Source organism: Halobacillus ihumii (assembly GCF_902726645.1).
In the GTDB taxonomy this organism is placed as follows: domain Bacteria; phylum Bacillota; class Bacilli; order Bacillales; family Halobacillaceae; genus Halobacillus_A; species Halobacillus_A ihumii.
On record NZ_CACVAO010000001.1, the window covers coordinates 1266517 to 1279958 of the forward strand.

Genomic DNA, 13442 nt, shown 5'->3' on the forward strand with positions numbered 1-13442 from the left:
TGGAAAACTTAAGATTTTTAATGAAAAATGTTGACAACTATTAGCTGGTTTTGCTTAAGGACTACATCTGTATTAAAAAGGAAATCTCCTCTTCGAAGTCATTAATAGGACAAGGAGGGGTTGTATATAGTAAGAAGTAACAAACATACAAAGGGTAGTGATATTATCCATAAGAAAAAAATCACCTTAGCCGTTGTTACATCCTTGCTTTTAGCCTTCTTGTTAATTCACACAACATCTGCTAGTGAGATAAAATTTAGCGATGGGAAATCTTCAGATCAAATAACGAAAACATATCAAGATTCTAAAATTAGGGTTAAGGAAATATCTAGTAAATCAGGATTGACTCATGTAAAAGTTGATGTAACAAGGGCGCAATTTAAATTTCCTTATGCAGAGGACGTTAGTTTTCAAGTATGGGATGATTCAGGTAATATGTTAACCCCTACTGCTCAAGACTCAAATAGTAAGGCTAAGGGGAATAAAATTGTGTACCATTTAAACATGTCTGTCGAAGAGTATCCGAAGGAAACGGAATATCTTAAGATTAAACCAGTTATTGAAAAAATTGAATTTAATAAAGAGGATAAATCATCAGCAACAGTTACTCATGAAAAGCGTTCAGATGAGGAAATAGTTTCGAAAACAGTAAATGGAGATTTCCCTGTCAAACTCGACCAAGGAAAAATAGGATACGTTCTTATTACTAAGATTGAACAACTTCCTGAAAAAACAATAGTTCACGTTAAGGCAGATGGGAATAACCCTAACCATCAAGTTAATGAAGTTTGGATTGAAGATCAATCAGGTAAGGGATACATTAATACTTCTGATCCAAAATTAAATTATGATAAGAACGAATACACTTTGGAATTTCCTCCTGTTAATGGCCCAATTAAAGTTGTAACGGCTAGATTAGAGTCTCCAAACATTTATGAAGACCTAACAGTAAAAGTTCCCCTCAACTAATGAGAATTCAGAAAACTAAACCTTCCTAGGAACATAAGCATTCCATGAAAAAACTGGTTCCCTAGATCTGGAACCAGTTTTTTATATGCGACTATAGGTTAATTAACAGTATCTGGCCTGATACATAAAGATAGAGCTCAATTCATTATTTCGGAATCGCGCCCGTTTATTTAATAGAGGATCTCTACCTAAAGTGGATCATATTAATTCATTCGATTCTGAAGGTTTTTCAATTGCTGCTACAGATTCGATTTCCACCAGTTGATTTTTATAACCTAATACCGTAACTCCCGATAAGGTGCTTGGAACGTCATGGTCGCCAAATTCTTTCCTTATTGTCTCCCATGCAGTTACCAGATCTGAACGATCTTGTGATGCTACAAGCACCCTAGTGTACACAACATCATTCAGTGAAGCACCACACTCTTTTAATGCTTCTTTTAAATTCTCAACACAGGTTTTAGCTTGAAGTTCATAATCATTTAAATTTTGTACTTCTCCGTCTATATTAAGAGGACAAGCTCCTGCTAGGTATAGTAAATCCATTTCCGATGGTACTCGACTAGCATATGCGTAATCAGTTTGAGCTAAATTTTCTGAATGAATTAGTGATATTTTATTGTTCATTTTTTATCTTCCTTCCACCCTACTTATTCCGGATTTGCGCCCTATTCTTTAAGAAGATCTAATTATTTTGTGTTTTTTGTGAAAAGAAATAGGCAAGGCTAGCGATCAATATTATGACCAACAAATGAAAGCTTCTACGCCCAAAACTCACTTCTTGAGGAAAAGAACCTCCTAAAAAAGAAATGTCTGGAGTATAATTCATAGTCAAAATTAAACCTGATGCCATTTGATAAACTAAGTAAAGTAAAATGAAACTCCCTATAAAAATGAAATATTTCTTCATAGCTTCCCATCCTTCCCCTTATCTATATTTACGGTTGGGATCCAACATAGTTTCAAGCACAAAAAATTTTCTTACCATAATTGGGATTGAACAGGTGAAAAACTCTTAAAAGTGTATCAAATATCTCGAATTCAAGTCTTCCAGATAATGGCCCTTTAACAGAAGACTTGATTTCAAGATAACCTTAATAGAACATAATACCGATCTTTCATAACTGCCACTTTATCTGGGAGGTTCGATATCCAGACAAGGCTTCTCATTTTTGTTATTATAAGAAAACCAAATCCTCCACCACATTTTCTCTACCAAGTGATTTTATCAAAGCTATTTCCTTCGATACTTTTCACATACAGTTCACCTTCTATAGCACCCAATCCAACCATTATATACGGATTATCTTCGCCATTTTTCCTATTCATCTCAGATAGAGTAATTTTGGTATCACCCGAAACTACTTCTACATTATCTAACTCTAATGATTTATCTTTATTTCCAGATGATATGACAACCATTTTTTTATCTTCTGCTATTGTAAATACTTTAAATCCTCTTGTATCCGGGTTATTCTGCAATTTTGTTACATAAGTTTCAATTTCACCCACCTCATCCAACCTGCTTTTTTCCAACACCCAGTTATTTTCAGGTGAATAACCTCCACAAGCAACTAAAATCGAACTGATAAAAATAAACATAAATACAAAAAGAACCTTTTTCAATAGCCTCCCCCTTTCAGTTATACCTTCAATTAAAATTCTCACTATATACTACAAAATGGTTACCCTACGGTTTCAATATTTAAAGATAACTTCTCTAACCTTGAACAGATCTCTTTTTAATTAATAACTAAAGATACGATGGTAAAGCCAATCAAAAAGAAAGCAAAATCACGAAGGCTGCTCCCTCAAATCCTCTGATGTTTACGAAACCAATATAGAACAAAATGATTGCGGCAATTAGAATTAAAATGATTGGGATAAATCGAACAAATAAAGAAAGGTTTAATCTTTTAAACCACCAAGTAAGCTATATAACAAGTAACCCTGGTACAATAGCCACGAGAAATGGTCCTTCAATTACCTTCTTGTTTGAAGAATATGTAAATTCACCTTATTTTAATACAAAATGAAAACAGGTTTATTATCTCTCAGTGAGAAACCCTTTATGAATCTGGCTCTACACACAAAGAAGAGCGCAATTCACTACTTCAGAATCGCGCTCAGTTAGAATAAATATTAGGATTCTATAATCCCATACAAAATCTACTATCTTTTTGTACAAGTTTCTAATTGCAAAATAAGACAAGGTCCATACAATTAAAAGCTCGTTAGGTAGTACACGTTAAAAATATTTATCTCTCCTGATTGAATGATAGAAATCGAGAACAAAGCCGAATGGAATAGCTAGTACAGGAATCATTATCTTTCCTATTGTACGAAGAATATCCACACGCTTTTTCGTTAGTTTTCTATCGAAATATCAAAATAACACACTAATCCCTACTATAAACTGTAAGATGAATGGCAAGAGCAAGCCAACATTAAGGTCAGGTGAAATTATAGGTAAAGCCATTGTAGCAAAAGGAGCAATCACAGATACGAGTGTGACACCAAACCAATAATCAGCAGTTTCAAATTCTTTTCGTCTGCTTTCTTGTGCCTCTTGAAGGATCTCCTTGCTTAGATTTTCAGGCGAAATAAACGATTCCACAGTTTGTTTTACTAGTTGATTATCTTCCTCCGTTAATTCCAATAGATGTCCTTAATCTCATTAATGTAATGGCTCCGTTCATCAGCTGGTAAGATTTAATTGATTTAGAGGAACCCAACCCGTATAAAGTATCATAGATGATTTTGTTTCTTAAAATATGGAAAAATTTAAAATGTAATGTTTACATTACATTTATTTTAGAATATAATCAAGTTATGTAAGGTGCACATTACATTTCAGAAAGGTCGTAAACGATGAAACATGGAGTACGTAATTCCATAAAAGAGATGAGAAAAGAGAAGGGGTTCACCCAGGACCAATTAGCTGAAAAGATCCTGGTCACTAGACAAACGATTATTGCCATAGAAAAACAACGTTATGAACCATCCATTGGCACAGCTATTAAATTAGCTACTGTATTAGATTGCTCTATAGACAGTTTATTTTGGATCGAAGGAGAGGAATGAAAATGAATTTGACCTACAGAACAAACTTCCTATTGAAAATGGGGATTCCATTAATTTTATTTTATCTTTATTTTTTCCAATCCAGCTCCACAACGACCTTAGTTGCTGCGATTATAGCTACAATTCACTACGGGGCATATGGAATTGATATTCATAAAAAGGGAAATTGGCCCAAAGTTAACCTTGAGCATGATCAACGTACTCGTTCTAACGCTCACTTTGCCGGATATATAACCTGTTGGGCTATGATTTTTCTCTTATTCATAGGCAGTGTACTTATACTAAACACGGATATACCTCTGACTTTTCCTAATCTCATCGCCTATACGATTCTAGCTAGTTTCGTTTTAAGATGGATTATACGTGACTATCTTAATTTTCTCCCTTTAGCGGAGGAAGGATAAATGTCCTTTCACAAAAAGAGCGCAAGTCTTTTCCAGATTTGCGCCCTCTTCATGTAGACTCGATAATTAAGATCTATCTCTTTTTTGGGGCTATAAGGGCAGCCACAATGCCTACTACTCCGTAAAGTATAAAGGAAGTAACATATCCCCATGTCCCAATGAGCCATCCGGCGAGTACTGAACCGATTACCTGACCCATTGCCAAGGTTAAAAAGGGTACGCCGATACCTAATGATGCATTCGTAATAAATACACGGATTCCCCAGACAAGAAGGACGCCGGTTAAAAATATATAGGAGCTGCCAAAAATTCCAGCCGATAAATAAGACATCAACAAATTTCCTGGTGCAAAAGAAAGAATAATCGATGATGAGGCAATCGACAAACTCCCTACCTTATAAGCTAAAGACAGTCCCCATTTTTCAACATGTGAACCAGAAAATCCTCCTAGCACACCAAATAGTCCTATAATGACCCAAAATCCCGAAAGCTGCCATTCACTATAATCTCCAGCCACTTCTATAAAAGATCTGGAAAATGTCCAAAAGGCCGCTGTTGAAAACCCCAAGGTAAGAGATGCCAAAGTTAAAGGAATCGCTCCTTTTACTCCTCGTATAGAGAGGTTTCCTTTTTTAAACCTCACCCTCGAACTCATACCATTTTTCGGAATCGTTTGGAAATTCCATATCAATATCAGGAATGTCAAGATAGCATAGATCAAATACGTCAGTCTCCAATTCGGTGCTAATAAAATCGCTCCTGCTCCAGAAAGGGCTATGCCAAAACTGGTTCCTGAATTGACCCATGTATTTGCTTTACCTTGATTACTCTCTTTAATCCATAGCGATATCGCGGCGCCATAAGGAGGAGATACCAAACCTGTACTTCCTCCAGCCAATAACACCCCTAGCGCAAGCAACCATACATTAGGAGTGACACCTATCAACAGCAATCCAGCAAAAGCTGACATCCCAGCTGAGATAATCATCCTTCTCGGCCCTTCTTTTGTCGTAATCACAGTGGATAGGATGATTGTGAGGCAATAGGCTAAATAAAACAGCGAAGAAATCATCCCCGATACAAACTCGGACATTTCAAGTGATTCATTGATTGCGGGCAGAAGCAACCCAAAACTAAACCTCGCCAATCCATAGGTGGCAGCAATCATGGTAGCTCCAGGTAAAACTAATTTTGAAAATTTCATGGTATTCATCCTAACTTAAATTATATAGAACGACCTTTCTAATTTTCAGATAAAAAAATTACGATGTATGTTGGACAAGTGTCCTCGCCATCGCAATAGAATGTTCCGTTGCTTTCTCTGCACCAATCAATGTTGTCATAGAAGTGGTGCCTTCAAGCAGCAATGTAAATCGGTGAGCTAAATCCCGTTCGTTATCTTTCCCTTTCCTTTGAGCCAATTGCTGAAAGTATTTAAGTAATTTGGATTTGTGACCTCTTGCAATATTTTCAATTTCATTATCTGTTCCTGCATAATCTTCTATTGCTCTTAAGAACATGCATCCTCTGTAAGATTGTTCGTTTAACCAACGACCGTGAGCTTCAACAGCAAGAATAAAAGGCGAATCTGAATCCATTTCGACTTGTGAATCCAAATAAGACCAATAGCGTTCTTCCCGCTGTTTAAGTACTTCTTCAACTAAATTGTCCTTGGAGGAAAAATGATTATAAAGCGTCATCGTTGCTACATTCGCTTCACTGATGATTTGCTTCAATCCTACTCCATGAAATCCGTGCTCATAAAATAACCGTTCAGCTACGCTGAGTAGTGTATCTTTTTTTACAGATCGACCCATGTCATCCACTCCTCCTTCTTTTTAGATAGAATGACCTTTCTACAAACAGATTATCAAACACTCAATCTTACCGTCAACTATTTAATCAAAAACCATATTAGCCAGCACACTTTAACAGAAAATAAATAAAGAGATTCATCTATACCTGACCTTTTTCATGCAAAAAGACGCATATCCTTTATTCCGGAAGTGCGCCCAATCGTATTGCTGAGGATCATCATTCTCTTTTAATAACTCATACTTAAAAAATGATTTTCTCTTATGCTGAAGGAATTACAACTGCATTACACGCTCTTTCGTAAAACTCAATGGGGCCGGCGCCACCAATAATTGCGTACTCGTAACCAATATCTTTCATATCTTTTAGACAATGATGGAGTAACGAATAACCAATTCCATTCATTCTATTAGATTCAGAAACACCCATAGGACCAAAATAGCATTTTTTATTTTTATAGACGTCAAAAGCAGCGAATCCGACTATTTCTTCCTCATTATTCAAAGCTATGTATATTGATGGATTTCTTGATTTAAAACCACCTTTTAAAGTTTGTGACCATTCGTATGAAAAATTGTGTTCTACATACTTTACTAGTTTATCAGAATCGGTCTGCTTCACTTTTCGAACAAAATGAGAATCTATGTTTGGAAAAGTGTAATTACCAAGATGCGTAATCATATCACGGGATGTTGTACCGAGAGTTAGTATGATTTCTTTATTGTAATCATTTAGATATTTATCGATAAGATCAATGTTAATTAATGCTTTAAGGACATGACCTTCATTTAGATAAACTTGGTTATATTTTTTCATTATGCTAATGGCAACCTCAAAAACCTGTTTTATCTCCTCTGTTACATAAACGTTAAACAGGGGGGTTTTAGTCCTGTTTTGGTTTGCGGTATTTCCTACATCTTCAATCTGGGCCCTTAAAAATGCTGCATCCAAGGTACATTTTAAAGAAACCTCCCCAAGCGCGCCTTTTTTTTCACTAATACAAGCGATCAGTAAATGTATCGGTTCTAATACATTACTTTTTGAAATTTCAACCTCGCTTTCCGCATTCTTCATTATTCTTAACATCCTATTAGTGATCTTTAAATTATCCAGTTTTACTCCCCCTTCTGAAAACTATAGAGTTTATAAACCATCTTTCTCCTTACTTATATCTACTTAAAATTTCTTCTGGAATATGACAATAATCATTTGGACATCTAGCTAACCTATCTTGATGTTCTTCTGCACTTCTCACATAGTTTGTTAGAGGTAATACTTCAACAACTATAAGGTCATAATCATTTCTCTCCCCAAGAAATGCCTTCGCCTCTTTTAAGTGTTCTGCCTTTTCACTATATACTCCTGTTCTATATTTCTCGCCAACATCCTGCCCTTGTTTATTCAAACTGTATGGATCAATGATTTCAAATAAATATCCCATTAAGTCCCTGATTGTTACAACCGTCGGATCAAATCCTGTTTTTACACATTCGGCATACCCATCATAATCATCCTCAAGCGTATGACTTGTTCCATTAGCTCTTCCCGCTTCTGTAAACTTAACTCCAGGTAAAGTTTTTATAAAAGCTTGTACTCCCCATAAACATCCACCTGCAATATATACCATTTCCATATAGTTCTCTCCCTTATACAGTAAAATGACCCAAAAATCCAAGAATCGAGCCCAGTTCTTATTTCAGTTTCGTACCCGTTAGCGAAAGAGGAATATATATAAACCATTATGATGAAATAGTTAACCCAAAATATTTAATCCAATCTTCCAGTCATTATCTTCCTCTAATTTTATCACTTTTGTATCTTTACCCCTACAAATTACATACAAAAAAACTCCGACAACCTTTTCAAAAGGTGCCGGAGTGCTTAAACAATACTATGAATTATTTTTCTGCGTTTCTATCAATGATTCCTTGATCTTTCGCCATCTCTTTCGCAATCCGCGGTGCGTGCCACAATAACGGAAGCATTAAAATCGAGACAGGAACAGCGGCAATCACGACAAATGACTGTAAAGCCCCAATGCCTCCCCCGCCAATTTTTATTAAAATCGTAGCAATTACTGCCATGATCACTGCCCAGAACACACGAACCATTTTCGGTGGATTCCCGGCCCCTGTTACACTCATCGAAATTGAGTAGGCCATTGAGTCAACGGTCGTGACGACAAAGAGCATCGTTAAAATGAGAAAGACGAATGGCATTATAAATCCTAATGGCATTTTTTCAGCAATGGCGATGATCGCCGCCGGCAGTCCGCCTTCCATTAGAGGTCCACTGATCGATCCCGCATTCTTTAACTCCTGAAGAATGCCTGTCCCGCCTAAAATGGTAAACCAAAAGTTGGCGGCCAGCGGTGCGATAATAGCGACCACAAGGAATACTTCTCTAATCTTGCGCCCTCCAGCGATTCTCGCGACAAGCAGTGAAACTAATGGGCCAAAGCCGATAAACCAGCCGAAGAAGAAGAGCATCCAGCTCCCCAGCCATTCCTGATCAGCCCGAAACGTACTAATCGAAATAAATTCGCTCGTGTACATTCCAAAGGATGAAATAAAGGAATCTATAATAAACCCGCCAGGACCAAACAGCAATAAGAAGAAAGCTATGGCCACCGCCATCACGACGTTTGCCTTACTTAGCCATTGAATCCCTTTTTCAATACCAGTTAATGTAGAGAATAAAACAATTGTAATGAGAGCTAATATAATGAACACTTGTGTTGTAAAGGTATCAGGCCATCCAAACACCGCGTTGACACCATAACTTACTTGCAACCCAAGAAACCCAATCGGCCCGATGGTTCCAGCCGCTGCTCCAATGATACAAAAAACATCGGCCAGTGTTCCCCAAATGCTATCACGAATTTTTTCACCAAAGATAGGATACAAAAGGGTTCTCGGCTTTAGCGGCATGCCCTTATGATGATGGGCATACATAATCACGATCGTACTGATCGCACCATAGACTGACCAGGCCGTGAATCCCCATGACATATAACTTTGAGCAAGAGCGGGCGCCACCGCTTCTTTCGTCCCCGCAATAATCCCCGTGTGCATCGGTGGGACTTCCATAAAATAATACATCGGCTCAGCGGCTGCCCAGAACACTCCGCCAGCCCCAAGTCCTGAAGTCACGACAATCGCAATAAATTTGAACAAGCTCATCTCCGGCTGTTGGCCTGGATTGCCAAGCTTCACCCTTCCATATTTGGAAAAAGCAATCGCAGCTCCTACAATAAAAGTGGCTAACAAAAGCAACTGCCAATACGCTCCAAAATAACGAATCGATAAGGCAAAACCTATGTCTACGTAATGTTTAACCATATCTACTTTAACAATCGAAAGTAAAACAAATAGAAGAAGCAGGCCGCCGCTTAGTATAAAAACGGGCCAATTCACTTTCTCCTTTAACGAAATCTGATCACTCTTTGACATCCATTCACCCCTATAAATAATACCCTGATGTTCAGGTTTCGTCCCTGACTATCAAGTTTTCATTGCCTCTGCAAAAGAACTTCGACTCCCTGATCAATCTCGGATATCCCTTTCCTTCACTCCTAGTTGTTTAGTTTAGAAACTAAATTAAAGAAACGAGCCCAATTTGTTCGACAGCTTACCATTATACAGCAATGGCACCTCCAATCAAATGGCATGGAATAGATGTGAGAAAAACGGCCATACAAAAAGAGCACCATTCACTCCGATGAATGGCGCTCTCCTCCGTTTGTTCATCTATTCTATAAAACCAACATTCTTGAAAAAGCTTACGATCCCTTTGACCAGTCCATCTGCTAACGGCAAGTCCGGATCGGAGTAAGTCTGTAAATTTCCTGCTCTGTCCTCAGGAGCCTCTTTTAAGACATGATTCATTTTCTCAATCACTAACAATTCAGCCTCTGGTTTCGCTTCTTGGAGCATTTCGGCCTCTTGGACTGGTACTTGAAGATCCCGTTTTCCGTTGACAATCAGGATAGGAATATTTAACTTCTGAATTGCCTGGGCAGGGTTATACTGCATCCATGAAGACAAAAATGGCTGAACAGATAGACGAAATACGCTTTGTAATTCCTTGGGTACATCCTCTACTTGTTCGCCTGCCTTTAGCTGCTCTAGAATTTCCTTACTTTGCTTTTTCAGACCTTCAGGAAGATTAACTTTTAACTGATCATAAAGGACTTCATTTATCGGCCGGCCAGCCCCTGCTAACGATACAAAGGCATCAACGCCCACTTCTTCAGCTGCCATCATACCAACGAGAGATCCTTGGCTGTGCCCAATCACGCCTACTTTTGAAAATTGGTCCTCCCCATTTAACATGTCTACCCATGCCTGAGCATCCTGCGCAAATTGGTCAAAGCGAAGTTCTTTTTCCGGAATCGCCGCTTGTTGATTTTTCCCTACACCACGTTTATCGTACCGCACACTAGCTATACCCTGTTCGGCTAACGCCTCCGCCAAAAGCTTTAAACTGTTGTTTTTCCCTTGAACGGTGGCAGCATTACCGTTACGGTCAGTCGGTCCTGAACCAGGAATAATCAACACAACTGGGTACGGCCCCTCTTCAACAGGCGTCTCTAGCTCTCCAAACAGTTTGCCTTCGTTCGTGTCGACACTGAGAAATTGCCCCTTTTCCTCTTTGGCAACATCACCCGTTTCAGCTTTTCCCTTTTTCAGTTCAAAAGGAAACGATTGACCTTGCTGCGTAAAGGTTCCAGATATCGTATCTCCCTCTTTCTCCCCTTCGAAGCTGATCTTCTGACCTGCTAACTCCATGTGAAAAGAGACCGCTGATCCATCAACCTTTACTTCCGCAAACGGGTAGTCCTCTACACCTTGAACCGGAATACTGAGCGCTCCACTCCATCCGTCCCCTTTTTCAAAAGTAGTCATGATCGGTAATGGCTGGTTGGGCACATTAATACTTCCATTCCAACTGCCTGCTATACCTTCTGTGGACGATTTTCCATCTTCTGATTTACTCTGATCCGTTTGGTTTTGATCGGATTGGCTGCTGCAGCCTACTAACAAAAGCATGATAGCGAACAATAAACCAATACTTTTCCCCTTCATCGACTCATCCTTCCAGTGAATTTATTACTTTCTAAAGGTACGAGTGAAGGGCAAGAAGGTTTCATAGAAACTAACATTTACATTTCACTTGTACAGTATTTCATATATGGCTTCTTGTTCTTTATCTCTTATAATAATTTTATAAGGAATCTTTTCAATTGATAATTTATCTCTCTTTATTTCTACGACCTGCCTTGCATAGTTAGCAATTTGTTCAGCTGTCCTTTTACTTTGTCCCCCTTCTGACAGAGAAGTCTTTAAAATGATTTGAAGTGGTTTTGGATGGAAGGAAAAAGCAAATCCAGTCACTTTGTTGTATCTTTTATGTGTTTCCTCCCTGACCGATGATAATATCGGTTGCCACTTCTGCTCCTTTATTTCTGCTTCAGTTTGCCTGGTGACTTCAACTTCATATTTTAATTGCTCTTGAGAATAAATTGCATTGTGGACCAACTTTTCAATGTCATCCTTCACTTTATTATAATGTTGTTCGCTTCCTACAATTTCTACTTTTATAATATGTGGTGTCCGAGCATCGATCCCCAACGTAGTAAAACGATAACCTTCTTGTTGCAATACCTCTTGGGTGATTTGGAAAAGTTGATGATTCGTCCGTTCTTTTTCTCCATTCTTCCTATGAGCAAACTCTTTGTCCTGTACGTCTACGTTAATTTCAACTTCACCAATGTTGTAAGAATGGGCGAGGTCTTTAATAACCTGTACTATTTCATCTTCAAGTTCTTGTTTAGATGTTTTATCCCTTACAAAAACAGTGATATTAGGTGGTTCCGAGGAGAAAAACATAGACATTGCAACATCAACTACACCTTGATAATTATTAGTTAATGTTTCATGCGCCTTGCCAAAGAAATGATTTAACTTTTCTTCCCTATCCTCAGTTTGGGCTATACTCTGCAAAATTTCACTAACTAAAGGAACATTCGACATCACTTTTGCCATAGCCGGAGAAACGAATGCTGACCCTATTAACAAACAAAATACTATTACAGCAGCACCACTAAGATAAGTCACTTTCTTGCCAAAGCTCCACTTTTTCTTTTTTCCTCGCTTAATGGCAGACTTAATAGCAGTATTCAACTTTTCTTCAGGAACCTCTATTTTGTCTACATCCTTCTTAAAATTCGGAAAGTCATTGTTCATTTAATACTTTCCTCCTTTAAATCCATTTTTAACTGTTTAACGGCACGGTGTAAATGAGTCTTTACCGTTCCTTCAGGGCGATCCAGCGTTTCAGCAATTTGTTTTATCGTAAAATCTTTATAATACCTGAGGATGATTATTGATTTATATTGATCTTGTAACCGATTAATAGCATCGACTAAATCAATGCTGTCTTCTTCCCGATGAACTTCTCTTGTATGAAAATTTTCAATTTCATCAATAGGTATTACACGTTTGTTCTTCTTGATAAAATCCAATGCCTGATTAATTAAAATTCGTGTTAACCACGTAGAAAAATATTTATTCTCCTTTAATGTTTTCATCGATATGTACGCCTTGTATATGGCTTCCTGGACAATATCTAAAGCATCGCTTTCATTTTTTACATACACATATGCCATACGGTAAAGTTTGTTTTTCTCTTCTTGAATCAATTCCTGAAAAGCTTTATCGCTTCCCCTTTTTGCCTTTTTTACCTTCTTCTGATCCGCCATGTTTTCCTCCTTCCGCTCCAATTCTTAGACTCGAAACAAACCTAAAACGTTTCAATAAAAAAAGAACCTCACAAATCGAGATTCTCTAGCAAGAGAGCTATTTTTCTATACAGGATGCCCCAATTATTCACCTTATCAACTTTTTCTTAAAAGCCGTTATTATTAGAAAATGGTTTAGAACCGAGCCATTCTGTTTTTTTGAAAGGGACTTGATCTCTTTTTGTTAACATTTCATCGATTACAAAGTAGCATGTACTTACTGGCAAGGACATATAGAACAATACTTGAAAGTAGTGTTCCTTCAGAAAAGTAATAGTGATGATAACTGCAATCACTATATGAAGACCAAGACTAATTTCCATTTTACAACTTAAAATAAAGTCCGCTATCCAACTCTTATGTATTCC

General features: G+C 37.7%; 15 protein-coding genes. 3 read left to right on the forward strand and 12 right to left on the reverse strand.

Annotated features, from left to right (window positions below):
- Nucleotides 1-120 precede the first annotated feature (120 nt).
- Nucleotides 121-969 (forward strand): hypothetical protein, encoded by an 849-nt coding sequence (locus G6R08_RS06420; RefSeq protein WP_163527221.1) that lies wholly within the window; start codon nucleotides 121-123, stop codon nucleotides 967-969.
- 198 nt (nucleotides 970-1167) lie between these two features.
- Here G6R08_RS06420 and G6R08_RS06425 read toward each other — a convergent pair whose 3' ends face one another.
- The 4 genes from G6R08_RS06425 to G6R08_RS06440 all read right to left on the reverse strand — a co-directional run bounded on the left by G6R08_RS06425 (nucleotide 1168) and on the right by G6R08_RS06440 (nucleotide 3628).
- Nucleotides 1168-1596 carry a RidA family protein gene (locus G6R08_RS06425; RefSeq protein WP_163527222.1) on the reverse strand — a complete coding sequence of 143 codons (429 nt, stop codon included), beginning with the start codon at nucleotides 1594-1596 and terminating at the stop codon, nucleotides 1168-1170.
- A 58-nt stretch (nucleotides 1597-1654) separates the two neighbouring features.
- Nucleotides 1655-1879 carry a hypothetical protein gene (locus G6R08_RS06430; protein ID WP_079529241.1) on the reverse strand — a complete coding sequence of 75 codons (225 nt, stop codon included), beginning with the start codon at nucleotides 1877-1879 and terminating at the stop codon, nucleotides 1655-1657.
- Nucleotides 1880-2181: 302 nt separating this feature from the next.
- Nucleotides 2182-2595: a hypothetical protein gene (locus G6R08_RS06435; protein WP_163527223.1), complete on the reverse strand. Its 414-nt coding sequence runs from the start codon at nucleotides 2593-2595 to the stop codon at nucleotides 2182-2184.
- Nucleotides 2596-3355: 760 nt separating this feature from the next.
- Nucleotides 3356-3628 (reverse strand): hypothetical protein, encoded by a 273-nt coding sequence (locus G6R08_RS06440; RefSeq protein ID WP_163527224.1) that lies wholly within the window; start codon nucleotides 3626-3628, stop codon nucleotides 3356-3358.
- Nucleotides 3629-3840: 212 nt separating this feature from the next.
- Between G6R08_RS06440 and G6R08_RS06445 the strand changes: the two genes are divergently transcribed.
- Together G6R08_RS06445 and G6R08_RS06450 are read left to right on the forward strand one after the other, a co-directional pair.
- Nucleotides 3841-4053, forward strand: coding sequence for a helix-turn-helix transcriptional regulator (locus G6R08_RS06445; protein WP_163527225.1), 213 nt, complete (start codon nucleotides 3841-3843; stop codon nucleotides 4051-4053).
- A 2-nt stretch (nucleotides 4054-4055) separates the two neighbouring features.
- Complete coding sequence (locus G6R08_RS06450; RefSeq protein WP_163527226.1) at nucleotides 4056-4457, forward strand: hypothetical protein; 402 nt, start codon at nucleotides 4056-4058, stop codon at nucleotides 4455-4457.
- 73 nt (nucleotides 4458-4530) lie between these two features.
- Here G6R08_RS06450 and G6R08_RS06455 read toward each other — a convergent pair whose 3' ends face one another.
- From G6R08_RS06455 to G6R08_RS06490, 8 genes are all read right to left on the reverse strand, one after another.
- Nucleotides 4531-5661 (reverse strand): MFS transporter, encoded by a 1131-nt coding sequence (locus tag G6R08_RS06455; protein WP_163527227.1) that lies wholly within the window; start codon nucleotides 5659-5661, stop codon nucleotides 4531-4533.
- Between the two features lie 58 nt (nucleotides 5662-5719).
- Nucleotides 5720-6274, reverse strand: a complete 555-nt coding sequence (locus tag G6R08_RS06460) for a TetR/AcrR family transcriptional regulator (RefSeq protein ID WP_163527228.1) — start codon at nucleotides 6272-6274, stop codon at nucleotides 5720-5722.
- Nucleotides 6275-6533: 259 nt separating this feature from the next.
- Nucleotides 6534-7385: a GNAT family N-acetyltransferase gene (locus tag G6R08_RS06465; protein WP_476702769.1), complete on the reverse strand. Its 852-nt coding sequence runs from the start codon at nucleotides 7383-7385 to the stop codon at nucleotides 6534-6536.
- Between the two features lie 49 nt (nucleotides 7386-7434).
- Nucleotides 7435-7905, reverse strand: coding sequence for a peptide-methionine (S)-S-oxide reductase (locus G6R08_RS06470; protein ID WP_163527230.1), 471 nt, complete (start codon nucleotides 7903-7905; stop codon nucleotides 7435-7437).
- Between the two features lie 265 nt (nucleotides 7906-8170).
- Nucleotides 8171-9724 carry a BCCT family transporter gene (locus tag G6R08_RS06475; RefSeq protein ID WP_420810380.1) on the reverse strand — a complete coding sequence of 518 codons (1554 nt, stop codon included), beginning with the start codon at nucleotides 9722-9724 and terminating at the stop codon, nucleotides 8171-8173.
- 297 nt (nucleotides 9725-10021) lie between these two features.
- A complete protein-coding gene (locus tag G6R08_RS06480) occupies nucleotides 10022-11359 on the reverse strand; it encodes an alpha/beta hydrolase family protein (protein ID WP_240339656.1) in 1338 nt (445 codons plus the stop codon).
- Between the two features lie 84 nt (nucleotides 11360-11443).
- Nucleotides 11444-12520 (reverse strand): DUF4179 domain-containing protein, encoded by a 1077-nt coding sequence (locus G6R08_RS06485; RefSeq protein WP_163527231.1) that lies wholly within the window; start codon nucleotides 12518-12520, stop codon nucleotides 11444-11446.
- Nucleotides 12517-13035, reverse strand: coding sequence for a sigma-70 family RNA polymerase sigma factor (locus G6R08_RS06490; protein ID WP_163527232.1), 519 nt, complete (start codon nucleotides 13033-13035; stop codon nucleotides 12517-12519). The genes G6R08_RS06485 and G6R08_RS06490 overlap by 4 nt, the downstream gene beginning before the upstream one ends.
- Nucleotides 13036-13442: the final 407 nt, after the last annotated feature.